The organism is Rhizohabitans arisaemae, assembly GCF_025996515.1.
GTDB classification, from domain to species: domain Bacteria; phylum Actinomycetota; class Actinomycetes; order Streptosporangiales; family Streptosporangiaceae; genus Rhizohabitans; species Rhizohabitans arisaemae.
On record NZ_BLRH01000060.1, the window covers coordinates 106,267 to 129,688 of the forward strand.

The following is a 23,422-nucleotide window of genomic DNA, read 5'->3' on the forward strand; positions in this document are numbered from 1 at the left end:
CTTAAGAGAAGCCACCCTTACAAGCCTGTATTTTCTGACATCGACCGCGGTCGGTTCACGCCGGACAAAGACCGTCCGGCGCGAACCGCCGTGCGCATTCGCCCGTCGCAAAGAGCGCGACGTGCGAAGTGCGGACGTAGCGCGACCAGCACCTAAGATCCAGCCGTACTTACCACCCGAACCCGGGAACCCCGTAAGAAACGTCGGGCCTGTCGGCTGCGGCCCTGCCCGGATCATTCCTACGGGTCGGGCACGTGCGCGCTCGAAACGCCCCCGCGTCTGGACTGAGGAAGGATTCGTCGCGCCGGCGGCGAATCCTGACGAGGGAAGACGCGGGTTACCGGCGTTTCGAGCCGGCCGAGCGGAGCTCGGCCCAAAGGTACAGGTCCTTAACAGCGACCGCTCTTAACACGGTGAGCACGTCCGGGTTGTCACCCTGACCGTGCTTACCGGACCAAGCGGACAGATGCGGCCCCGGCTCAGGCTCGTACGGGGAGGTCGTAGCGGCGGCGGACGCTGGAGCCCAGTTTGGCGATGTCGGCGCCGTAGACGTGGATCGAGATCGCCGTGGTGTCGCCGGAGTTGTGTACCTGGTGGATGTCGCCGGGCGGGGCGAAGCCGCTGACCTCACCGGTCCGGTTGGCGGCCGCGGCGATCGGGACCAGGTATCCGTCTTCGAGCCGGTAGACGATCTCGTATTCGGTGCCTTGGACCACCCCGAAGGCGCACCAGGAGATGTGGTCGTGGACGGCGGTGCGCTGGCCGGGCTGCCAGACGAGGGCCACGATCGAGAAGCCGGGTTCAACGTGCAGCACGTGCTGGACGTAGTTCTCGGGGCTGCCGACCCGCTCTTCGGGGAGGAGGATGTCGGCGGTGGGCAGGTTCTCCTGGAGCGCCGCGGCGACCCGCCGGGCGGTTTCCTCGACGGTTCCGGGCCTGGCGACGGCGGCCCGGATCCCTGTGGCGAGTCGGGTGAGGCCTGGGCGGAGGAGAACTGTGGTGCTCATGCCTCCACGGTGCCTGTTCTCCGTCTATTAAGTCCAATGCGTATATCGTGGGACTTCCATAGATATAGTTAATAGATGCTGGATATCGTACGGCTACGCGTGCTCGCAGCGGTCGCCCGCCACGGCACGGTGACCGCCGCGGCCCAGGCGCTGCACTACTCCCAGCCCTCGGTCAGCCACCACCTGGCGAAGCTGGAGGCCGAGACCGGCGCCAAGCTCATTCAGCGGGTCGGCCGGGGGGTCCGCCTCACCGATGCCGGCCGACTCCTCGCCGAACGCGCCGCCGAGATCCTCGGCCGGATCGACGCCGCCGAGGCCGAGCTCGCCGCGCACGTCGGGCTCAGGTCGGGCCGGGTCCGGCTGGCCGCCTTCCCGTCCGCGCTGGGCACCTTCGTCCCGGAGGCCGCGTTCCGGCTCGCCCAGGAGCACCCGGCGCTGGAGCTCCAGCTCGTCGAGGCCGAGCCGCCCGAGGCGCTGCGGATGCTCCGCGCCGGATACGTCGACGTCGCCGTGGTCTTCCGCTACCAGGGCTCCGACCCCGAGGAACCGGGCATCCGGGCCACTCCGCTCCTGGACGAGCCGAGCTATCTGGTCCTGCCCACCGGCGATCCCCGCCCGTCCGACCTCTCCGCGCACGCCGGCTCCCGGTGGATCGCCGGGTGCGACCGATGCCGCAGCCACCTGCTTGACGCCTGCGAAACCCGGGGTTTCTCCCCGCACATCGTCTTCACCACCGACGACTTCGTCGCGGTCCAGGCCCTGGTCGCCGCCGGACTGGGGGTGACCGTCCTCCCCGGGCTCGCCCTCGCCGCGCACCGCCATCCCCGGGTGGCCGCCACGCAGCTCCCCGGATCGACCCGGCACGTCCTCGCCGCCACGTACGGGGCGCCGCCCGACCCCCCGGCCACCGCGGTGCTCCTGCGGGCGCTGACCCGCGCGACCGAGGACGGGGAGGTCTCGGCCGCGGGCGCGAGTGAGGTTAGCCTGTCCTCATAGCCCCCAGCCAAGGACAGCCGTGAACAAACGCACCGTGCGGATCTGCATCGGCTTCACCGTCCTCGTCGTCGCCCTCGTCTACCTGGCCGGGACCGTGTCGGGCGCCGAACTCGGCCGTGCCGTGCGCGCGGTGCTCGCCGACCCCGTCGAGCTCCTTGCCGCCCTCGCCCTGTACGGCGCGGCCTTCTGGCTCCGCACCGTCTCCTGGCGGCTCACCCTCCCCGGCCTCTCCTTGGGCCAGGGCTGGGCCGCGCTCCACGTCTCCCTGCTCGGCAACCACGTCCTGCCGTTCCGGCTGGGTGAGGCGCTCCGGGTCACCAGCGTGCTCCGGCGCACCGAGATCACCTTCGGACCGGCCACCGCGTCCACCGTCACCCTCCGCGCCGCCGACCTGCTGGCGGTCCTGCTGCTCGCCGCCGTCGCCGCGCCCTCCCTGGTCGCCGCGCTCGCCGGTGGCTGGGTCTGGATACTTGCGGCGGCGATGGCCGTGGTCTGCGTCGCCGGGTTCGTCTGGCTGCGCCGCCGTACCGAGCTCAAAGCCCACCTGCTTCCGGTGGTCCTGGTGCTGGCCGCGCTCGCCTGGGTCCTGGAGTCGGCCGTGGTCTACCAGGTCGCGCACCTGGCCGGGGCCGCGATCTCGCCGTACGACGCGGTCGCGGTGACCGCGGTCACGATCGCCGCGCAGACCGTCGCGGTCACCCCGGGCGGTTTCGGCTCCTACGAGGCCGCGGCGACCGCCGCCCTGGCCGCGCTGGGGATCCCGGCGGGGATCGGGTTCGCGGTGGCGCTCGTCACCCATGCCGTGAAGACCGGCTACTCCTTGATCGCAGGGGCGGTCGCGCTGCTGGTCCCGGCACCGTCCTACTGGGGCCGGGTACGGCTGCCGCGGGCCCTTCCGGCGCGACCGGAGCCGCGGGCCGTACCCGCGGGCGCCCCGGTCGTCGCGTTCATCCCGGTCTTCAACGAGGAGGAGACGGTCGGGCAGGTGGTCCGCCGGCTCCCCGCCACCGTCGGCGGACGCGAGCTCGTCGTGCTCGCCGTCGACGACGGGTCGACGGACCGCTCCGCCGCGGCCGCCTCCGCCGCGGGGGCGCGGGTGATCGCCCAGCCGCGCAACCTCGGGCTCGGCGCCGCGGTCCGCCGCGGGCTCGCCGAGGCGGCCGCCCTCGGGCCCGCCGCGGTGATCTACCTGGACGCGGACGGGGAGTACTTCCCCGAGGACGCCGAAAGCCTGGCGGCGCCGATCCTCGCGGGCGAGGCCGACTACGTGGTGGGCTCACGGTTCTCCGGCGAGATCCGGCGGATGCTCCCGCACCGGCGGTTCGGCAACCGGGTGCTGACCCGCTGGGTCCGCTGGCTCACCCGGCGGCGCGATCTCACCGACGGCCAGAGCGGCTACCGTGCCTTCTCCCCGGCGGCGGCCCGGGACGCCGAGGTGATCCACGACTACAACTACGCCCAGGTGCTCACCCTGGACCTGCTGGCCAAAGGGTACGTCTACCGCGAAGTGCCCATCCGGTACGCGTTCCGGGAGTCCGGTGAGTCCTTCGTCAAGCTCGGCCGCTACCTGCGCAAGGTCGTCCCCGCCGTCCACCGCGAACTCAACTCCCCCTGACGCGCCGGGGGAACCCGCAACCCCCGGCGCCGTCCACCCGAACCGGAGCCCGGCGCCGAAACACCGGCCCCGGATCCGATACGGGCTACCGCGAGGGCGGTGAGTCCTTCTGCGGACTCGGCCGCCACCGCGGCAAGGTCGTCGCCGCCGTACACCGCGAACCGAACGGCCCCTGAAGACCGGCTATCTGAGCCGCAGGCTGTCCAGCAGGTTCGCGGTGTCCAAGGTCACATGGGGGGCGATGGCGTGATACGCCCAGACGTGCACCCATGCGTTGCCGGTGCGCAGGGTCAGGACGGACTTGATGAGCCCCGGGCCGAAGTACTGCAAGGTCAGGAAGATCACCGTGAGGGCTCCCCCTGCCATCGTGTCGTAGACGGCCCAGGACTCGAAGGCGTGGATGACGGCGTAGGCGACCCCGCCGAGGATCGCGGTCGTCACGACCGAGCCGGTCAGGCGGGCGAGACGAGGCAGCAGAATCGCGTAGATGAAGATCATGATGGGCAGCACCGTGCCGACGAGGTTCACGGTGAAGGCGAGCGGCACCCCCATCAGCAGCTGCGCCGGCGTGAGCTGCAGGATCTCATCGCTCACACTGGCGAGCTCCGCAGCTCCCTCCACGACAAGGATCACCGCGATGAGGATCGCGTCGCCGCGGCGGTCCGCCGAGCGCAGATTGAGCTGGACGTTGGTGTAACCGAGGCGGCGGAAGGCGAGATAGGGCAGAACGGCGAAGAACACGAAGTTGTACGCCGCCCAGCCCAGCACCCAGCCGAGCTCCAGCGTCTGGTTGTGGAGACCGTGGATGGTGCCGGGGAGGTGCAGGCTGTAGGCGTGCTCCCCCGCGAGGTGGCCGATCGCGAGCCCCCCGAGGCTCACGGCGATCCCGTATCCGATCAGGACGGCGGTCTCGGTACGCGCCGTGGCCCGCTCGGGGGCCCTGGCGGCGAGGTCGACGCGCGGGCGACGCCGGGTTATCGCGACGGCGATAAGGATGAGGACGACGGCGACGAGCAGGTTGAGCTGCCCGTTGATCACCTCGGTCTCCACGGGCAGCCGTTCGCTCCCCCGGATGAAGGGGAGCTCGCCCCCGGCGAGGGGAAAGACCGCGAGGCTGCCCAGGACCCAGAGCAGCGCCGTTATCCACACGCTGCGGCTTCGCAGGAGTGTTGAGAACCCGCCCTGCGACGATGCCGGTGCCGTCTTCTCGACTGACATGAATCCCCCTATTTAGCTACAACACCGTGCAATAGCTAGAGCATGTAGCTATTGCGGCAAGGTGTCAAGATGGATTCATGCACTCCGACACCCGAGACCCGGAACACGAACCGCGCTCACCGCGTGCGCGATACCGGGACCAGCTGAAACGGGAGATCAAAGATGTGGCCCGGCGGCAGCTCGCCGAGCTGGGCGGCGCGGGACAGCTCTCCCTCAACGCCGTGGCGCGGGAGCTCGGGATGCGCGGACCCTCGCTCTACCGCTACTTCGAATCCCGGGACGCCCTCATCACCGCGCTCCTCGTCGACGCCTACGCCGACCTCCACCACACCCTCGAAGGCGTGGTCGCCGACGCGCGGAACCGCGGTGAGCCCCCTGCGGAGCACCTACGGAGTTGCGCACGGGCCTACCGGGGGTGGGGGCTGGCCAACCCGGAGTTGTTCGACCTGCTCTACGGGCGCCCCGTCCCCGGGTACCACGCCCCACCGCAGACCGGGCCGATGGCACGCGGGAGCATGCAGCTGTTCACCGGCCTGGTTCGCGCGGTGCGCATGCGCCAGGAGCCCTCACCTCCGGCACCCGTCGCGGAACCGGTGGCCCCCGACGCGGATCAGGATTTTCTCCTCGCGGTTCAGCTGGCGGCCGGTTGCCACGGACTCCTCGTCCTTGAGCTCCACGGTCACCTCGCCCAGATGGCGCCCGACCCCGCCGCGCTCTACGAGGCCCAGCTGGACGCGATCCTCGATCGAATCCTCACGGCCGGTCCGGGATAGCCGGGTCAGCGGGGCATACGGCGCCAGACGGCGCGCGGCAGGACGCGCATCAGGGCGAAGACCGGTGCGAGCACCGCCGGCGCCCAGACGGTCTCCTTGCCCTCGCGCAAACCCGCGACCACCGCCGCAGCCACCTCACCGGGGGTGGTGGCCATCGGTGCCGGCGGCATCCCCGCCGTCATCCGGCCGCGGACGAAGCCCGGCCGGACGACCATGACGTTCGCGCCCGAGCCGTGCAGGGCGTCCCCGAGCCCCTGGGCGAAGCCGTCCAGCCCGGCCTTGGTCGAGCCGTAGACGTAGTTCGCCTTCCGCACCCGGACCCCGGCCACCGAGGAGAGGACGATCAGGGTGCCGTGCCGCTGTTCCCGGAGCCGCTCGGCCACGTGCAGGCAGACCGAGACCTGTCCGCCGAAGTTGACGGCGACCGCGTGGGCCGCGGAGACCGGGTCCCGCTCGTACACCGCCTGATCGCCGAGGACGCCGAAGGCGGAGATCACCACGTCGAGGTCGCCGACCAGGTCGACCGCCGTACGGACCACGTCGCCGTGGCTCTCGGGCCGGGCCGCGTCGAAGTCGACGACGTGCACCTCGGCGCCGAGCGCCTTCAGGTCGGGGGCGTCGGTCTCCCCGCGAACCGCCAGCACGATCCGGCGGGCGCCTCGCTTGACCAGCAGTTCGACCACGGCAAGACCGATTTCGCTGCGCCCGCCGAGCAGGAGCACCGAGTCGACGGCCCCCAGTGCGTTCTTCACAGGCCCAGTCTCCTTGCCAGGTCGGAACGGAAAACCCCGTCGGGATCCACGGAGGAACGGATCTCGCGCCATTCCCCCAGACGAGGGTAGGTGGCCCGGAGGGTCTCCGCCGACATTCGCGAATCCTTGGCCAAATAGAGACGGCCGCCCGCCGCCGCGACCCATTCGTCGAAGAGGGTGAGCAGGCGGTCGAGGCCGGGGACCCCGGCGGGGATGTCCAGGGCGAGCGTCCAGCCGGGCATCGGGAAGGACAGGTGGCCCGGCGTGCCCGGCCCGAACCGTTTCAGCACGGTGAGGAACGAGGCCACCCCGTGGGCGGAGAGCCTGGCCACGATGCGCCGGAGCGTCTCCAGCCCCTCGTCGGGGACCGCGAACTGGTACTGGAGCAGCCCGCGTGAGCCGTACAGGCGGTTCCAGTCCCGGACGCCGTCCAGCGGATGGAAGAACGTGGTGAGCGACTGGATCACCCCCCGCCTGACCCGGGGCGACTTGTGGTACCACGCCTCGTTGAAGGCCCGCAGGGTCCACCGGTTGAGCAGCCCGTTCGGCACCCACGGGGGCGTGGTCAGCAGCGGCCTCGGCGCGTAGGCGAGCGGGGCCGCGGAACGGACGTCCTCGCGGAGGGCGTGGTTTCCCCGGGTCAGCACGGCGCGTCCGGTGTGCGCGCCCGTGGCGAGCAGGTCGATCCAGGCGACGGTGTAGCGGTAGCGGTGGTCGCCCTCCGCCATCAACTCGATCACGTGGTCGAGGTTCCGGGCCTGCTCGACGTCGACCTTGAACCGCGAGGTCTCGACGGGCACGCAGGTGAAGGTCGCCGAGAGGATCACCCCGGTGAGGCCCATCCCGCCGACGGTCGCCCAGAAGAGCCGGTCCCCGGGGGTGAGCACCCGGATCGACCCGTCGGCCGTCGCCAACGTCAGCGAGGTGACGTGCGCACCGAACGAGGAGTCCACATGGTGGTTCTTGCCGTGGATGTCGGCGGCCACGGCCCCGCCGACCGTGACGTAACGGGTGCCCGGGGTGACCGGGACGAACCAGCCCCGCGGCACCAGGGCGCTCATCAGGTCGTGCAGGGAGGTCCCGGCCGAGGCGGTGACCGTCCCGCTCTCCTGGTCCAGGCTCCAGCCCAGGTCCAAATCGGCACAGTCCACCACGACCCCGCCGGCGTTCTGCGCGGCGTCCCCGTAGGAGCGGCCGAGGCCGCGGGCGATCAGACCGCGCCGGGGCCGGTCCGCCAGGAGCTTGGCCAGCTCTTCGGTGGTCCGAGGCCGGACCACCTGGGCCGGGGTGGGCGCGGTGCGGCCCCATCCGGTGAGAAACGTCATCGGGCGTAGACCCCCACAGCGATCAGTGCGATCAGCAGACCGGTGAAAATCTGGAGCTGCCTGTCCCGCAGGACGAGCTCCTCGGGCTCCTCCCCGACACCCCGGTCGACAAACAGGTTAAGCCTCAGCATGAGCAGGATGAAGGGCACGATGCTCAGCGCCCGGAACGGGTTGACCTCGTCCAGGGCCCACAGGCAGTAGGTGACCAGGGTGGCCGCGGAGACCATGACCCGCAGGTTGGTGAGGTAGCTCAGCGAGTAGACGACCAGGGTGGCCCGGGTCCCGCTCGTCCCGTGCCCGCGCAGCTCCGCCTCGCGCTTGCCGATGACCAGCTGGAGCGACCCGAACGAGATCACGACCAGGAACCAGCTGGTGACCGGGACGTCCACCACGACGGCCCCCGCGTAGGCCCGGATCACGTGGCAGCCGGCCACGGCGACCAGGTCCAGAATGGCCAGGTGCTTGAGCCGGAGCGTGTACGCGCTGGTGAGCACCAGGTAACCCACGACCACGAGGGGGAACCGCCAGCCGCCGGAGAGCGCGGCCACCGCGGGCGCGATCAGGATGAACGCCACGCCCAGCACCCGCGCCAGCCGTACCGGCACCACTCCCGCCGCGATCGGCCGGAACCTCTTGCGCGGGTGCAGCCGGTCCGCCTCGACGTCGGCGGCGTCGTTGAGCAGGTAGGTGCCGCTCGCGGCGAAGCAGAAGGAGACGAAGGCGATCAGGGAGAGCCCGATCCCGGCGGGTGTGGTCAGGACACCGGCGGCGGCGGGCGCCGCGAAGACGAGGACGTTCTTCAGCCATTGGCGCGGGCGGCAGGCGCGCAGGACGCCGCGGTACCGGCCGGGGCCGGCGGGGGTGGCCGACGCGGCCGACCTGCGCACGGCTGCGGGGTTCTTCGTCACACGTCCTCTGCGACCTCGGCCTGCTCGGTGGGCGTACGGCCGCGCAAGGTCAGCGCGCCCGCGACGAGGAGCAGAATACCGAGGATCAGTGCGATCAGGGGGATCGTGGTCCGGACCAGCTGAATCTGGCTCTTGGCGGCCTGCGCCCGGTCGATGAGCTCGTCGACGCTCTTGGACTCCGTGTCCACGACGGCCTCGAACGCGACGACCTTGTAAGTGCCGTCCGTGGAACCCAGGACCTCGTCCCGCCGGTGCTCCTGCCGGACGATGACCCCGCTGACCGGCTCGACCCAGTAGGTGTTGACGCCTTCGTAGACCCGTTCCGCGCTGATGTCGCCGGGGGTCTTCAGGCCGAAGACCGCGGCGGGCACGGAGGGCCGCGCGATGGCCGTGGGGTCGATCACCTGCTCGAACTTGTACGTGTCGAGCCCTTTGAGGTTCTCCTCCCCGACGAATTTGGCGTCGAGCGCCTTCCCGGCGATGGAGTTGAAGACCGGATAGGTCCGCTTCTCGGTCCCGAACGGGAACAGGTAGGTCTGCCCCTCGATCGCGACGTTCTCCTTGCCGACGTGGGCTCCGCAGCAGTTCACCGCGGCTCCGGTGAACCGGTTGAACGCGGTGCGCCGCTCGGTCATGGAGATCAGCGGCTTGTCGTTGGTCACGTCGTTGACCACGGTGACCTCGTCCCAGACGACCCGGTCCCCGGTGGACGCCGCCACGTCGCCCCGGGTGGTGACCGTGATGTCGAGCCGGCCCTCCACGACCTTGAGGTCGCCCACGCTGAAGTACTTGGCCTTCTCCGCGGCGAAGGCGATGACCGCGTACTGGTTGGCGGGCGCGGAGATGATCTTGTCGGCGATGTCGAACCGGACGAGCGGGGCCAGGACGGCGAGGAAGGCGCCGAGGGCGATCAGGATGATTCCGTTGACCCGGCGCATCGGCTCCTCCTGGTCTCCGTCCGGCGATCCGCCGTACGTATCACACCGAGCGCCGCACAGGACGCTATATCCTGAAACACGTTCTTGTTTTGCGTTATGTTAGTGCTGCGTGTGACATACGTCACGAGAGATACGGAAAAGTGACCGAATCAGGTTCCACACCGGGATCGGCCTCGACCAAGGGTACGCTCACCCACCCCCGCCTCGGTCACCTCCCCGCCCTCGACGGCATGCGGGCACTCGCCGCCTTCACGGTCCTCACCTTCCACGTCGCCATCGAGACCGGGGCCGGCCTGCGGCCGGGATTCCTCTCCACCCTCCCCACCAGAGGCGACGTCGGCGTCCCCATCTTCTTCGTCCTCTCCGGTCTGCTGCTCTACCGGCCCTTCGCCGCGGCGGCCCTCCTCGGCGAACCGGCCCCCGGCATCGGCGGCTACCTCCGCAAGCGCGCCCTGCGCATCCTCCCCGCCTACTGGACCGTGGCGGCCGTCGCGATGATCCTCTGGGCCGGGGAGCGGCTGGACGACCTCGGCTCCTGGCTTCAGATCCTCACGCTCACCCACGTGTACGACCCCGAGCCGTGGTGGACGGGCACCGGGCCGAAGGGCCTGGCCCAGATGTGGTCCCTCTCCGTGGAGATCGCGTTCTACCTCAGCCTGCCGCTCATCGCCCGGGGACTGCACGCCTTCGCCCGCCGCAAGGGCGCCGCCGACCTGGACGTGGTGGCCAGACGCCTGCTCATCGGACTGGCCTTCCTCGGCGCGATCTCGTTCGCCTGGACCGTCCTCTCCTTCTACCCGGTCTACCGGCCCGTGCTGAACGTCTGGCTCCCCCGCTCCCTGGTCTACTTCGCCGCCGGGATGGCGCTCGCCGTGGTGTCGGTGTGGGCGGGCCGCCAGGGGTACGGGCGCCGGCTCGCCGAGGCCGTCACCGCCTCCTGGGGCACCTGCTGGGCGATCGCCGCACTCGCCTACCTGATCGCGGTCACCCCGATCACCGGGCCCCGCTTCTTCGGCACCGACCGGCTGTGGACCGGCCTGTTCGAGCTGATCCTCTACACGGTCGTCGCCGTGGCCTTGGTCGCCCCGCTCGCCACGGCCGCCGGTCCGCCCACCCCGGCCCACTCCCTCCTCGGCAACCGGGTGGTCCGCTACCTCGGCAAGATCTCCTATGGTGTGTTCCTCTGGCAGTTCATCGTGCTCTACCTCTGGTTCGAGGCACTCGACCGGCAGACCTGGAACGGGGACATGCCCGTGGACCTGATCGCCGTCGCCGGGCTCAGCACCCTGCTCGCCGCGGCCACGTATCACCTGGTGGAGGTGCCGTTCATGCGACTGCGCCCGTCGGCTTCGCGGAGCCGGGCATGACCGCGGCCCGCGGGCACGTCCGCCCCTTCCGCGCCGACCTGGCCCGTTCGGTGCGCCTGTTCCGCGCCTTCCGGGTGGAGCAGACGGACCCCGACCGTTTCTACGGCCTGCTCGCGCGGGACACGGTCGCCCAGCTCCGGACCTACACCGACCTCGCCGACCGGCTCGTGCTCGACGTGGGCGGGGGGCCGGGGTACTTCACCGAGGCGCTCCGCGACGCCGGCGCCCGGCCGCTCTGCGTGGACTGCGACGCCGGGGAGATGGCGTTGCGGGACGGGGTGATCCCCGACGGCGCGGTCCTGGGCAGCGCGCTGGCGCTCCCGTTCCGGGACGCCTCGGTCGACGTCTGCTTCTCCTCCAACGTGCTGGAACACGTTCCAGACCCGTGGGCGATGGCGGACGAGATGGTCCGGGTGACCAGGCCGGGCGGGACGATCTACCTCTCCTTCACCAACTGGCTCTCCCCCTGGGGCGGCCACGAGACCTCCCCCTGGCACTACCTCGGCGGGCGCCGGGCCGCCGCCCGCTACGCCCGCAGGCACGGGCGACCGCCCAAGAACCGGTACGGCGAGAGCCTCTTCCCCGTCTCGGTGGGGGAGGCGCGGCGTTGGGCCAGGCGCTGCTCAGCGGTCGAGACGCTCGACGTGCTCCCCCGGTACCACCCGCGCTGGGCCGTCCCCGTGGTCGCCGTCCCCGGGCTCCGCGAGATCGTCACCTGGAACCTGCTGCTGGTGCTCCGCCGTCGCTGAGCGACGTCGCCGGCGCAGCCCGTACAGTCCGGTGAGAAGTGCCACGGCCCCCGCCGAGCCGGCTGCCCACGGCCCGGCCGTCGAGGTGAGCGCGGACCAGACGCGCGGCCGCCGGGTCCGGGCGAGGAGCGTCTCCTCGTCCTCGGGGTGCGTGCGCAGGTCCGCCTGGAGCAGGACGATCCGCTCGGCGCCGTCCGGGGTGCGCAGGGTCCGGCGGTGCTCCTCCCGGGTCCGCACCGGGACGCCGCTCACCGGCTCCACCCAGACCGTCCGGGTGACCTCGGCGTACATCGACGCGGGGGTCGACCGCTCGCCCGGCAGGCCGTGGCGGAGCCGCTCCACGAACGTCGGGGGGATTCGCTGGACGTATCGCCGCACCGGGACGCCGCGCAGCCGCTCCGTCCCCTCGAACCGGATGGGAAAGGCCCGCTTGAACAGCGGGTCGTAGTACATGTGGGTTCCGGGCTCCGCGCCGAGCGGCCAGCGGAAGGCGAGCCCGGACTGCCCGGCGGCCCGATCGTCGTCCACGTAGTCCGCGCAGCAGACCAGCGCCTCGCCGGACCGCCGGTCGAAGGCGGTACGGCGCTCGCGGTAGCCGACGCGCCCGCCGTCGGACGCCGTGATCGAGGTGAACTCGGTCCAGACCGCGCGACCGGTGTCCCCCGCGCCCGGGTCGCCGCGCAGCACCGTGGTGACCGTGAGCGGCACCCCCGTCCGGGCGGTGAGGGTGGCGGTGTCGAAGTATTCGGCGTGCTCGGCCCGCATCCGGATCGTCTCGGCCACGTCCAGGGGATGGCGCAGCACGCTCTGGGCGACCGGCCCCGCCAGCAGCGCGGCGAGGCAGATCAGAAAGGAGCCCAGCCCGATCAGCACTCTCATCGGGACCCTCCCCCCGAGGTCCGCCACCAGGCGATGAGCTGCCCCAACGCGATCAGGCAGAGCAGCTGGGGGACGATCTCCGGGGTGCCCGCGGCCGTGGCCAGGCCCGCGAGTCCGACCGGGACCGCGGGCGCCCAGGGCGCGGCGAGCCACCGCGTTTCCCGGTATCGGACGGTCACCGCCAGGCTCACCGCGGCGGCGAGCACCCCCGCCCAGCCGACGCCCGTCAGGCCCAGCAGGGGCGCGACCGGCCACAGCCATCGGCCGTCGGGCCGCCCCGGGCTCATCGGGCGGCGCCGGAGCAGCCCCGGGGGCCGGGCCGGTGTGACGGCGAGGGTCACCACCGCCAGGACCAGAACCGCGCCGGCGAGCAGCGCCCCCCGGTAGAGCTCGTCCGGGGTGTACCGCAAGGTCACGGTGCCCGCCTCGCCCGACGGCAGCTCCCATGCCTGCCGCCAGCCGTCCAGCCGGGCCGGGGTGAGCGGGACCCCGTCGAGCCAGGCCTTCCAGCCGCCGTTCTGGTTCTCGTTGATCACCAAATAGGACGGGCCGGCCGTGGGCCGTACCCGGATCCTGCGTTCCTGCGGCCCCCAGCGTTCGACCTCCACCGGGGTGGTCGTGGTCGCCGAAACCGCCGTGGCCTGCGGCCGCAGGACGACCGAGTCGATCCGGTACGGGCCGGAGGCCGGCGCGCTCACCCGGGTCGGGCCGTCTCCCACGGACACCGGCCGGCAGGCGGTGAAGGGCAGCGGCCGTCCGGCGGCGATGTCGTCGAGGGTGCCGCCGGTGATCCGGGTGGCGACCCGGACCCCGTCCACCTCGATCGCCGGCCCGAAACCGCAGGACGCCTGGACCGGGAAGGCGGTGAGCGGGCCGAGCGGGGCGACGCCGGGGATCTCGACGTCGAGGACCTCGACGGCGCGGGACGCGGCCGCGCCAAAGGTGATCTCCACCTTTCGCCCGGTCATCGCGGCGAAGGTGAACCGCCCGTCGGGTCCCGGCCAGCCTTCCCGGACCCCCTGCGCGGTCCGCACCGTGATCTTCACCGGCGGCGGCCCCAACACAGAATCCGGAAATATGACTTTAAGTGAGGTGAGTCTCCTGGGTCGCCCCATATCGATCAGGAGCCGGGGCCGCGGGTCGAGCGGATCGGCGTACCACCCGGTCGAAAGATCGCCGTCGAGCGCCGCGCGGCCGAGGATCGCCGGATGGCCGTTGAGAGTGGACGACGCGGTGACCTGCGGAAAAACCTGGGGAAAGGTCGTCATGTCCCGCACGGCGCCGGGGTCGGTCAGCACCGCCCGGCCGGTGAGGCGCCGCTCCCCGGCCCCCGGCGCGGCAAAGGTCCGGTCGAAGCCGTACCCGTCCTCACCGAGGAGCTCCGAGCCCGGAGGGCACGCCGACCGCTCCGGACCGGGGAAGCAGGCGGGCACCGCCCCGGTCCGGCTCAGCGAGACCGTGGGCGTCCCGCCCGCCGGACCCGGCGCGGCGGGCAGGAGAATCGTCCGGCGGGGAACGACCCCGGGGACGGTGAGCTCGGTGATCCCGACCGGCCCCCCCGGCGCCGCCCGCGGCCCGGACTCGGTCTTCTCGATCCGGATCCGGAGCCTCCTGGTCGGTCCGGGCGGCACCGGCAGCGTCCGCGGACCGGCCCCCCGCGCCACCGGGACGCGACGGCTCCCCGCGTCGGTCTCCACCGACACCTCCGCGACCCCGGACCCCATCGCGCCGCGTTCGAACGCCACCGAGACCTCGGGCACCGCCACCGGCTCGGTGAACGCCACCTCAAGCCACTCGCCGACCGGCCCCGACCAGCCGTCTGACCGCCAGCTCGTCCGCGGGTCCCCGTCGAGCGCGGCGTACGGCTGACGCCCCGGATCCCGGGTTCCGGACGGCGCGGTACGGTCGGACGCCGACGAGGAGGCGAAGACCCCGGCGATGCCGGTGAGGCGCGCAGTCGCCTGGTGGCGCCCCCACGCCGCGTCGATCAGGTCGGCGGTCCGCGGCGGCTCCCCCGCCGTCAGGGTGGCCGAGGTCGTCCGGCGAAGATCGCTGTAGACCAGCTCGCGCCGGCGCAGCGTGTCGGTGAGGACGACGGACTCGGCCGGCGCCCCCGACACGCCCGGGTCGTCCCCGAGCAGAACCGGCCGGTCCTCCTCCAGGAGCCCCTGCTCGGCCAGGGTGAGCACGGCCTCGGGCCCGCCGAGGACCCGCAGCGGCCGGTCGGCCGGGACCGTCTCGGCGATCGGCGCCGCCCCGGCCACCTCGTAGACCTCCAGCGCATCGTACGGCTGATCCAGCCAGCCCGAGGCCGCGGTCGACTGCGGGAAGCCGACCTTCGGCCCGAACCCCCGCACCCGGTCCAGCCCCGGCGACTCGGCGAGGGCCTCGTGGACCCGGCCGGGCCATGCGGTGCCGATCGTCGCGCGATCCAGGTCGTTGCGGACCAGCAGGTAGCGCACCCCGATCCGGCGGAGTGTCGCGGCGAGCGCCGCCGACCCCTCCCCCGCGGAGATCCTTTCGTCGACCGCCTGAAGCAGCCTGGCCACTCCGGGCGACCCCCACGGCACAACCGTGTGGGTGGCCCAGCGCGCCTTCTTCAGCAGCACCTGGAGGGGTTCGTCCAAGGGGCGCCCCCAGAGGTACTCCCCCCGGCGCGACCCGGGCACCGCCAGGACCATCGCCCCGGCGGGATCGCCCGCGGCCCGCTCGTCCAGCCACGCCGCCGCCTCCCGCCAGTAACCGGGCACGTCGGCGAAGGCCCCGCGGGGCGAGACGCCCGCCACCGCCACCGGTGCCACCGTCAACGCCACCAGGCCCACGCTCATCGCGGTGACCGGCAGCCGGATCGACGCCGACACCCTCCCCCACGCCGGGAGCGCGGCGAGCCCGAGGACGAGGGGCAGCCGGATCAGCGCGTCGAACTTGTGCAGGTTGCGGAACGGGGCGAGCGGACCGTCCAGCAGGTCCCGGAGCGGCTCCGCGAGCGGCCCGGCGTGCCCCAGCGTGACGATCAGGGTTCCGGCGAGCAGCGCCAGGAGCGGAAAGGGGTCCCGGATCCGCCGCAGGCCGGCCAGCCCCAGCGCGGCCACGCCTGCGGTGGCGACGATCAGCCAGGCGGCGGTGGCCTGCTCGAACGCCACGGCAACCCACGGCCCCCCGTCGACCTGGAGGAAGGAGAGCCAGCCGGAGGTACCGCGGAGCGCGTTGATCAGGGAGGTCACCGACGTGGTGGCCTCCGCCTGCTCGATGAAGGGGAGGAACGAGTAGATGTGGCGTCCCATCACCAGCAGCGGGACCAGCCACCAGAACGACACCGCCGCGATCGCGGTGGGCCACCACAGCAGGAGCCGCCCGCGCCGGGGCGAACGCCGGCGGGTCAGCAGGTAGATCGCCGGGACGACCAGGACGGCGAGCTCGGCGACCGCGTTGATCCCGCCGCACAGCAGGAAGGCGAGCGCGGAGAGCGCGGCGGCCCGGCGCGGACTCGCCACCGTGATCAGGGGCAGCAGGATCCACGGGAGCATCGCGCTCGGCAGGTGCTCGGAGGAGTTGAACCCGACCAGGGCCAGGGCGTGCGGGGCGAGCGCGTAGGCGAGGCCCGCGAGGATCCGGGTGTTCGGGGTGCCGATCCCCAGCGCCGCGGCGACCCGGACGGTTCCGGTGAAGGCCGCGCAGAGCAGGGCCGCCATCCAGAGCCGTTGCACGATCCACGCGGGCATGTCCAGCCCGAGCCCGACGGCGTAGAAGGGGCCCATGGGGAAGAGGTAGCCGTGCGCCTGGTTCTGCAGGTGCCCGAAGAAGGTGCCGTCCCACAGGTGCAGCGCCCTGGTGAGGAACCCCAGCGGATCGAACGGCATGTCGAGCTTGGTGTCGGGGATGATCTTGTCTGGCTCGGTGTTGACCGCGATCGCGGTGAGCAGGAGGCAGGCGGCGACCAGCTTGAGCCGGTGCGCGATACCCGGGTCGGTACGGTTGATCACGTCACGGGCCGCCGCGCCGGCCCGGCTCGGCGACGAGCAGCTCCCCGACGGCCGCGCCGGTCCGCTCCCAGGTGAACCGGCTCGCCCAGCTCCGGCAGGCCTGCCCGACCTCGGCCCGGCGGAGCGGGTCGGCCAGTTCCTTCAGCGCCCGGTCGACCACGTCGGCGAGTTCCTCGCCCTCGCGGACCAGCCAGCCGGTCTCCCCGTGCCGGATCGAGTCGCGCAGTCCCTCGACGTCGTAGGCGACCGAGGGGATCCCGAGCGCCGCGGCCTCGATCACGGTCAGCCCCCACCCCTCGAACTCCGAGGCCGTGACGTTCAGCGTGGCCCCGGCGACGATCGACCGCTTGTCGTCCTCGCCGAGGAACCCGTGGATGTGGACGAGGTCGCGCAGGCCGCCGGCCTGGACCAGGTCGCGGAGCGGACGGTACTCCGGGCCTCGGCCCACGATGTGCAGCCGCAGCCCGGGCCAGGCGGGCCGGAGCCCGCGGACCGCGTGGACCAGGCGGTCGACCCGTTTGTGCCCCACCAGCCGGCCGACGTAGACGACGGCGGGGTCACCGGCGGAAGGCTGCGCCGGTACGGGCCCCGGCCGGGGTTCCGGGCTGCCGTTGGGGACGACGACGATCGGGGCGAGCCAGCGCAGCCGCTCCCTGATCGAGGCGCGCGAGGACTCCGAGACCGTGACGGTGACGCTCCGCCGGTAGAGCCTGCGGGCGACCGGGCCCTCGATGAAGCAGCCGATGCGGGCGAGCCACTTCGGGAGGAAGGCGTGGAACTGCCGGTCGTGCACATGGTGGACGAGGCAGACGACGGGGGTCCGGCGCGGCACGACGGCGGGGGCGAAGAACGGTATCCCGTTCATGCAGTCGACGACGGCGTCGAAGCGGCGCCGGCGAAGCAGGAGCCAGAGCGGGACCAGCAGGTAGACGGTGAACTTCGTCCCCATGCGCCGGATGGAGACGCCGTCCCGCCGCTCCCGGGCGGCTTGGCCGGGCTCGCGCGCGGTGAGGAGGTCCACCCGGGCGCCCTGCCGGATCAGATATCGGCTGACCTGCCAGATGTACTCCTCGGCGCCCCCGGCCGCGAACTGCTGGGGTTCCCGGAAGTTGAGGACGGCGACCCGGACCCCGTGCAGCGGCGACGTACCGGTACCGCGCTGTTCCTGCGGGAGGTTTCCACCGCCCACGTTCACACCCTGCGCGACCACCGTTTCTCCTTACGCCTCCTCGCCGCCCGGACTCCGCACGGGCGCAGGACTCCCCGGCCGCGGGGCGCTCGAACGGTCCCGGCGACTGAAACCCACGACGGGGAGCCGTGGTCGGACGGCTTTCCCGGTTACCGTCCGCCGTAGTTGTACAGCGGCTTGTCCGGGGGCTCCGGGGTGCTCGTCGCCACATTGACGATGGCCACCGAGGCACCCATGGCCAAGATGGCGCCGACCGTGAGCGCAGCGATCACTCGCAACACCGGGCTTCTCCCTCCACCTGATCCTGACCGGATCGAGTCCGTGGTCTGACAGTAGAACGTGATTCCGTAAATAGCCGCAAGGTTCCCCCAACCGTGACATTCCCCACGAGATCACTCCGACCGGTCAAGCCGGAGCAGCAGCAGATCAGGTCCGGTGTAGACGATGTCGGCCTCGGGGAATCGGCAGCGGTACCTGCTTCCATTAAGAGTACAGTTGTCCGCTTTCGCCCTATCCGCCGCCTCAACCTCGACCAGGACGTACCGCACCCCCTCCGCCCGGAACACCGCCTCCAGCGGGGCGTCCGAGCCCGTGACGGCCTCCGTGAGCCGCCGCACCCGCGGATTCTCCGCCGCCACGGCGATCTCACCCCCGGCCGCCTCCACCACCAGGGTGTCGTTCCAGACGACCTCACGCCCGAACAGCTTCACCGCGGGGTCGAGCACGACCCGCCCGCCGTTCCAGCCGAAAGCCCGGTAGGCGTTCCACGGCAGCACCAGCACCCGGCCCGGCGCGGGATCGGCGGCGACGATCGCCTGAACCCTACGCCAGTCGGCGGGGTAGTCCACGGCCCGCAAGGAGCCGGAAGCGCCCCAAGCCAGCGTCGGAAGCGCCAAAATCGGGGCGAGGATCCCCACCGCCCCGGCGATCCGGCCCGCCGCGTCCCGCCGGGCCAGACCCCCGACCACGACGGCGAAGCCCACCGCCACGACCAGGGCCAGCGGGGCCACGTACACCTGCCCGTCCCGCAGCGGCCCGAACCCGGTCCAGAACACGCCGAGCCCCTTGAGCACCGCGGCGCCGAACGGAGTCGCCCCCGCCAGGGCGATCCCGTAACCCACCGCCGCCGCGACCGCCAGACGCGGACCCCAGACCTTGGCCGGGCCACGCGCCGCCCGCAGGAAACCCCAGATCCCCACCACCGCCACGACCAGCCGCACCGACGCCGACCAGAGCAGCCCCTGTCCCGGTACGGCCGCCTCGGCGTTCCATGCGCCGCCGAGGGTGAGCAGGCTGCCCGCCGTACCGAACGGCCCGTCGGCGCGGGCGGCGAACGCGTCCACCCCCGCCGGGTCCGCGGCCGCGTCGGCGGCGAGCGCCGGGATCAGCCACGGCAGGCTGAGCGCCCCCGACACCGCCACCGCGGCGAGCAGCCCACGCCGGGTCCGGGTCACGGCCACCAGCACCAAGGCGGACACCAGCATCGCCTGAAAGCCGCCGACCGCCGCGGGGACCAACGCAAGTGCCAGCCGCGCCACCCGCCCGGGGAAGGCGCCCGCCCGGGCCTCGCCCAGCCGGTGCGCAGCCAGCACCACAAAGGGGAGTCCGGCGTACCCGAGCAGCAGAGCCCAGTGCCCGAGCAGCAGCCGCTGAGCCAGGTAGGCGCTCCAGACATAGCAGACGGCGGCGGCGAGCCGGGGAACGGTCCGCCGCGACGGCACCAGCGCGGCGGCACCCGCGGCCGCCAGGACGAAGATCGCGAGAAGCACGAGTTTCTGAACGACCTGCGGCGGGACGACCAGCGAGAGGAGCGCGACGACGAAGTCGCTGGGCACCGCGCGCGGCAGGCCCGAGCCCGCCGTCCAAAGCGGAGGATCGGGCACGAACACCATGTCGTACCGGAGGACGAACCCGGGGCCGAGCGCCGGTCCGAGCACGAGCGCGCCGAGAAACAAGCCGGTCAGCGCCGGAGCGAACCGCGACAGCACCCCGCGATCTCGCAAGGCCGCGGGGAGGCCGACCGGTACCCGGGGAGCTCGGATGGTTGATCGCCTTTCGGGGAGTACACGCAGGGCGTCGTCGCACGACACGTGACGTACCAGATTTACCCGAGGGGCTCCCCCGACGCGAACCGCGACGTCGTCGACCCCGGCCCGCGCACCGCCCGCATGATCCATGTACTGTGCACCCCCCGAAGGGCACAGACAACACAACGATCACCCCACACCACAAGCACGGGCCACACCAAACCGACCCCCGCGACACCCCCAGCCCGACCGACCCCAGCCCGCGCACCGCCCGCATGATCCATGTGCCGTGTGCCCCCCGGAGAGCGCAGACAACACAACGATCACCCCACCACAGGCACGGGCCGCGCCGGACCCATCACCGGTGTGACGAACCGAAGGTCAGCGACCGGGCTCGGGGTCTCTTGGCAGGCCGAGCAGGCGCTCGCCGACGATGTTGAGCTGGACCTCGGTCGTCCCTCCGTAGATCGTCATGGCCCGTGAGGCGAGGACGCCGCGCGACCAGCGGTCCGCCCGGCCGCCCGCCCGGTCGAGCGCGGCCTCCGGGCCGAGCAACGACCAGCCGGTCTCCGCGACGCGCTGGGCGTGCCACATCCCGAGGAGCTTGCGGATGCTCCCGTCGGCCCCCGGCTCGCCCCCGGAGAGCTGCCGCAGGGTGACGCGGAGGCCGAGCGCGGCGATCGCGTGCCCCTCGGCCGCCACCCGTCCCACCTCGACCAGCTCGATCGGGGTGAGTGGCCGTTCGGCGGCGAGCGCCACCAGGTCCGCAAGCGACACCCCGGCGGTCGAGGTCCCGCTCGACAGCAGCACCCGCTCGTTGGAGAGGGTGTTCCTGGCCACGCGCCACCCGTCGTCGACCGCGCCCAGCACCAGGTCGTCGGGGACGAAGACGTCGTCCAGGAAGACCTCGTTGAACAGGGTCTCGCCGGTGATCTCGGTCAGCGGCGAGACCCGGACGCCCGGGGCGCGCATGTCGACGAGGAAGTACGTGATGCCTTTGTGTTTGGGCCGGGCGGGGTCGGTACGGGCCAGGCAGATACCCCACTCGGCGGTCTGCGCGACCGAAGTCCAGATCTTCTGGCCGGTGAGCCGCCAGCCGCCCGCCGTCTTCGTCGCGGTCGTCTTCAGCCCGGCCAGATCGGACCCGGCCTCGGGCTCGCTGAACAGCTGGCACCAGGCGAGCTCGCCGCGCAGGGTCGCGGGGAGGAAACGCTCCTGCTGTTCGGCGGTGCCGAAGGCGACGATCGAGGGGACGACCCACGCGCCGATCACCAGGGCGGGCGGGGTCAGCCCGGCGGCCCGGAGCTCGGTGTCGATCAGCACCTGCTCCAGCGGCGAGGCGCCCCTCCCCCACGGTTTGGGCAGGTGCGGCATGCCCCAGCCGCCGTCGCCCAGCGCCGCGGGGCGACGCTGCGTCGGGAGCGCCGCGATCTCGGCGAGCTCGGCCCGGATCCCGTCCCGGATCGCCTCGGCCTCCGGCGGCAGATCCACCGTCAGGGTGCGGACGACGCCGGAGACGGCCATCGAGCCGACCGCGGCGGCCCACTCCTGCGACTGGCCGAGCAGGGCGCGCAGGCTCAGTGCCCGCCGATAGTACAGGTGGGCGTCGTGTTCCCAGGTGTAGCCGATGCCACCGAAGATCTGGATCGCGTCGGCCCCGCACCGCACCCCCGCGTCCACCGCGACCAAGGCGGCCGTCGCCGCGGTGAACGACGCCTCGGGCGCGCCGGCGCCGTCCGCCGCCCGGGCGGCGTCCCACACCACGGCCCGCGCCTGCTCCAGCTCGATCAGCATCGAGGCCGCCTTGTGCTTCACCCCTTGGAACTGGCCGATCGGGCGGCCGAACTGCTCCCGCACCTTGGCGTAGTCGGCTGCGGCCCGGACGCACCAGCCCGCGACCCCCGCGGCCTCGGCGCCGAACAGGATCGCGGCCAGGTCGCCCACCTCGTCCCAGTTCACCCCGGTGAGAAGGCGATCCGCGGGCACCGGCAGCGCCCGTACCGTCACCGAGGCGACGCCCCGGGTCAGGTCGAGACCGCCGAGCCGGGTGACCTCCGCGCCCGCCGCGTCGACGACGACCCACACCTCGGTCTCGCCGACGTTCACCGGCAGAATCAGCAGATCGGCGAGGGCGCCGCCGAGCACGGGGGAGGCGACACCGTCGATCACGAGGGAGCCGTCCCGCCGTTCGCCGACGAGGTCGGAGGTCAGCGCCACGGCGGCCGTACCCGATCCGTCGGCGAGCCCGGGCAGCAGGCTGTCACGGCAGCCGGATTCGGAGGCCAGGAGCACCGCGCTCGCCAGGACGGTCGGCAGGTACGGGCCGGGGGCGGCCACACGGGCCAGCTGCTCCACGGCGACGGCCAGCTCCAGCAGCCCGTAGCCCTGGCCGCCGTACTCCTCGGGGAGGTGCAGGCCGAGCAGACCCTGGTCGGCGAGCCCCTGCCAGAAGGCGGGCCTGGTCTCCTCGGCCGCGTCGGCCGCGTCGACCGCGGCGCGGACGGCCGTCGCGGGGATGTTCCGCTCGGCCCAGCCCCGTACGGAGTCGCGCAGTGCCTCGTGTTCTTCGCTCAACCCGATCGCCATGTCAGGCCTCCGCCACCAGAAGAATGTTCGGTTATACCTCCGGATTCTAGGAGTGCCCCGGACGCCGCCGCTAGGCGGTGGCCGGCCGGACGCTCCCGATCAGGGTGAGGACGTCGGGCCAGAGCTCGCGCTCGCCGTCCGGGACCGTGACCGTGAGCAGCGCGGGTCGCTCCCGGTCGGTCTCCACGACCACCACCGCCGCGAGCGAGGAGTGCCGGACACCCGCCACGAAGTATCCGACCTCGTACAGCAGGGTCCACCCGTTCCTGCCGGTGGCGGCCACCGGCTGCGAGCCGCGCCAGGTCACCGCGGCGCCCTCGGGGTAGGACCGCAGCGTCCACCGGACCGCGCGCGCCGCGGCCGCCCGGTAGGCGGCGGGGGTGGTGAGCAGGCCGCCGAGTGAGGCAGGGAGCGGTCTCGACCTCACCAGCGCCTGCGGCGGGACACCCGCCGCGTCCTCCTCGGTCAGCACCTGCGTCGCCTTCCGGCTCATCCGCCACGGCCGCGCGAGCCTGCCGTAGGTGATCCCGGAGACGTCGTCGACCACCGGGGCGATGACCTGGGTCCCCGTCCCCTTGAGCACGGGCAGCCGCTTCAGCGCCGGAGGCGGCGGGATGAGCACGGCCGACGGGCTCGGCGAGGCCGCCGGCGCCGTCGGCGAGAGGGTCGCGGCCGGAGCGGCCCCGTCGTCCACCCCGAGCTGGCGGACGCGCGACGGCGACGGATCGGCGTCGCCGAAGCCGACGAGCACCAGGAAGGCGACCACGATCAGCACGACGGCGAGGAAGGCCGCGGCGACCGTGTAGGCGATCCGCACCGGGATGTCGCTCAGCCGGTCCCCGAGCGAGCGCCGCTCCGGGGCGGCGGGCGGCGGATCCGCCGCGGGGCGGACCGGCTCGTGCAGCGGGGCCACCTTCACATCGGGTGGCACCGGCCGACGGGGTCGGCGGGGCGGCAGCGCGGCTCCGTCGGACCACTGACTCTGGTTGTGCCCTGATTTGTCAGGGCGCCCCGCCCAATCCGGCATGGGCGAAGGCTACGACAGGTCGGGTTCCCGTGACCGGTGAACGCATCACGCTTCGGCCACGGGCAAAGTTTCTCCCCGGTTCC

General features: G+C 72.5%; 17 protein-coding genes and 1 pseudogene. 5 read left to right on the forward strand and 13 right to left on the reverse strand.

All coding sequences use genetic code 11. The annotated features are described in order from the left end of the window. Positions 1-479 precede the first annotated feature (479 nt). Positions 480-1,007 carry a cysteine dioxygenase family protein gene (locus RUR_RS29005; protein WP_283138400.1) on the reverse strand — a complete coding sequence of 176 codons (528 nt, stop codon included), beginning with the start codon at positions 1,005-1,007 and terminating at the stop codon, positions 480-482. A 75-nt stretch (positions 1,008-1,082) separates the two neighbouring features. On the opposite strand from RUR_RS29005, the gene RUR_RS29010 reads away from it, so the two are divergent. Together RUR_RS29010 and RUR_RS29015 are read left to right on the forward strand one after the other, a co-directional pair. Next, positions 1,083-2,003, forward strand: coding sequence for a LysR family transcriptional regulator (locus RUR_RS29010; RefSeq protein ID WP_283138401.1), 921 nt, complete (start codon positions 1,083-1,085; stop codon positions 2,001-2,003). Positions 2,004-2,022: 19 nt separating this feature from the next. Continuing rightward, positions 2,023-3,618, forward strand: a complete 1,596-nt coding sequence (locus RUR_RS29015) for a lysylphosphatidylglycerol synthase domain-containing protein (RefSeq protein ID WP_283138402.1) — start codon at positions 2,023-2,025, stop codon at positions 3,616-3,618. Positions 3,619-3,801: 183 nt separating this feature from the next. On the opposite strand, the gene RUR_RS29020 is transcribed toward RUR_RS29015, so the two are convergent. Beyond that, complete coding sequence (locus tag RUR_RS29020) at positions 3,802-4,836, reverse strand: hypothetical protein (protein ID WP_283138403.1); 1,035 nt, start codon at positions 4,834-4,836, stop codon at positions 3,802-3,804. A 77-nt stretch (positions 4,837-4,913) separates the two neighbouring features. On the opposite strand from RUR_RS29020, the gene RUR_RS29025 reads away from it, so the two are divergent. Continuing rightward, positions 4,914-5,609 (forward strand): TetR/AcrR family transcriptional regulator, encoded by a 696-nt coding sequence (locus RUR_RS29025; protein ID WP_283138404.1) that lies wholly within the window; start codon positions 4,914-4,916, stop codon positions 5,607-5,609. Positions 5,610-5,614: 5 nt separating this feature from the next. Here RUR_RS29025 and dprE2 read toward each other — a convergent pair whose 3' ends face one another. Genes dprE2 through pgfA (RUR_RS29045) form a run of 4 tightly spaced genes read right to left on the reverse strand, consistent with a single transcriptional unit; the run spans position 5,615 to position 9,532 of the window. Then, positions 5,615-6,361, reverse strand: a complete 747-nt coding sequence (dprE2, locus tag RUR_RS29030; RefSeq protein WP_283138405.1) for a decaprenylphospho-beta-D-erythro-pentofuranosid-2-ulose 2-reductase — start codon at positions 6,359-6,361, stop codon at positions 5,615-5,617. Then, positions 6,358-7,686, reverse strand: a complete 1,329-nt coding sequence (gene dprE1, locus RUR_RS29035) for a decaprenylphosphoryl-beta-D-ribose oxidase (protein ID WP_283138406.1) — start codon at positions 7,684-7,686, stop codon at positions 6,358-6,360. Before dprE1 ends, dprE2 begins: the two co-directional genes overlap by 4 nt. Beyond that, positions 7,683-8,594 carry a decaprenyl-phosphate phosphoribosyltransferase gene (locus RUR_RS29040; protein WP_346349075.1) on the reverse strand — a complete coding sequence of 304 codons (912 nt, stop codon included), beginning with the start codon at positions 8,592-8,594 and terminating at the stop codon, positions 7,683-7,685. Before RUR_RS29040 ends, dprE1 begins: the two co-directional genes overlap by 4 nt. After that, a complete protein-coding gene (gene pgfA / locus RUR_RS29045; RefSeq protein WP_283138407.1) occupies positions 8,591-9,532 on the reverse strand; it encodes a cell envelope lipid trafficking protein PgfA in 942 nt (313 codons plus the stop codon). Before pgfA (RUR_RS29045) ends, RUR_RS29040 begins: the two co-directional genes overlap by 4 nt. A 140-nt stretch (positions 9,533-9,672) precedes the next feature. On the opposite strand from pgfA (RUR_RS29045), the gene RUR_RS29050 reads away from it, so the two are divergent. Both RUR_RS29050 and RUR_RS29055 read left to right on the forward strand, forming a co-directional pair. Beyond that, positions 9,673-10,899: an acyltransferase family protein gene (locus RUR_RS29050; protein WP_283138408.1), complete on the forward strand. Its 1,227-nt coding sequence runs from the start codon at positions 9,673-9,675 to the stop codon at positions 10,897-10,899. Beyond that, positions 10,896-11,648, forward strand: coding sequence for a class I SAM-dependent methyltransferase (locus tag RUR_RS29055; protein ID WP_283138409.1), 753 nt, complete (start codon positions 10,896-10,898; stop codon positions 11,646-11,648). The genes RUR_RS29050 and RUR_RS29055 overlap by 4 nt, the downstream gene beginning before the upstream one ends. 30 nt (positions 11,649-11,678) lie before the next feature. Here the strand turns inward: RUR_RS29055 and pgfA (RUR_RS29060) are convergent. The 7 genes and pseudogenes from pgfA (RUR_RS29060) to RUR_RS29090 all read right to left on the reverse strand — a co-directional run. Next, positions 11,679-12,527, reverse strand: a pseudogene (gene pgfA / locus RUR_RS29060) (cell envelope lipid trafficking protein PgfA); the annotation flags it as partial. Continuing rightward, on the reverse strand, positions 12,524-16,510 hold the full coding sequence (locus RUR_RS29065; protein ID WP_283138410.1) for an alpha-(1->3)-arabinofuranosyltransferase domain-containing protein: 3,987 nt from the start codon (positions 16,508-16,510) through the stop codon (positions 12,524-12,526). The gene RUR_RS29065 and the pseudogene pgfA (RUR_RS29060), both read right to left, overlap by 4 nt. Before the next feature lies 1 nt (position 16,511). Continuing rightward, the gene (locus tag RUR_RS29070; protein WP_283139833.1) at positions 16,512-17,705 is read right to left on the reverse strand and encodes a glycosyltransferase family 4 protein; all 1,194 of its coding nucleotides are present in this window, start codon (positions 17,703-17,705) and stop codon (positions 16,512-16,514) included. Positions 17,706-17,848: 143 nt separating this feature from the next. Next, positions 17,849-17,980, reverse strand: a complete 132-nt coding sequence (locus tag RUR_RS29075; protein ID WP_283138411.1) for a hypothetical protein — start codon at positions 17,978-17,980, stop codon at positions 17,849-17,851. 111 nt (positions 17,981-18,091) lie between these two features. Beyond that, on the reverse strand, positions 18,092-19,687 hold the full coding sequence (locus RUR_RS29080) for an MmpA family trehalose lipid delivery protein (protein ID WP_283138412.1): 1,596 nt from the start codon (positions 19,685-19,687) through the stop codon (positions 18,092-18,094). Between the two features lie 420 nt (positions 19,688-20,107). Continuing rightward, positions 20,108-22,312, reverse strand: coding sequence for an acyl-CoA dehydrogenase family protein (locus RUR_RS29085; RefSeq protein WP_283138413.1), 2,205 nt, complete (start codon positions 22,310-22,312; stop codon positions 20,108-20,110). Between the two features lie 70 nt (positions 22,313-22,382). Further along, a complete protein-coding gene (locus RUR_RS29090) occupies positions 22,383-23,243 on the reverse strand; it encodes a hypothetical protein (protein ID WP_283138414.1) in 861 nt (286 codons plus the stop codon). Positions 23,244-23,422: the final 179 nt, after the last annotated feature.

Bases quoted from the DNA above. Each gene is read 5' to 3' on its own strand.
- RUR_RS29005 (WP_283138400.1), bottom strand. From the start codon at position 1,007: ATGAGCACCACAGTTCTCCTCCGCCCAGGCCTCACCCGACTCGCCACA.
- RUR_RS29010 (WP_283138401.1), top strand. From the start codon at position 1,083: ATGCTGGATATCGTACGGCTACGCGTGCTCGCAGCGGTCGCCCGCCAC.
- RUR_RS29020 (WP_283138403.1), bottom strand. From the start codon at position 4,836: ATGTCAGTCGAGAAGACGGCACCGGCATCGTCGCAGGGCGGGTTCTCA.
- RUR_RS29025 (WP_283138404.1), top strand. From the start codon at position 4,914: ATGCACTCCGACACCCGAGACCCGGAACACGAACCGCGCTCACCGCGT.
- dprE1 (WP_283138406.1), bottom strand. From the start codon at position 7,686: ATGACGTTTCTCACCGGATGGGGCCGCACCGCGCCCACCCCGGCCCAG.
- pgfA (WP_283138407.1), bottom strand. From the start codon at position 9,532: ATGCGCCGGGTCAACGGAATCATCCTGATCGCCCTCGGCGCCTTCCTC.
- RUR_RS29055 (WP_283138409.1), top strand. From the start codon at position 10,896: ATGACCGCGGCCCGCGGGCACGTCCGCCCCTTCCGCGCCGACCTGGCC.
- RUR_RS29085 (WP_283138413.1), bottom strand. From the start codon at position 22,312: ATGGCGATCGGGTTGAGCGAAGAACACGAGGCACTGCGCGACTCCGTA.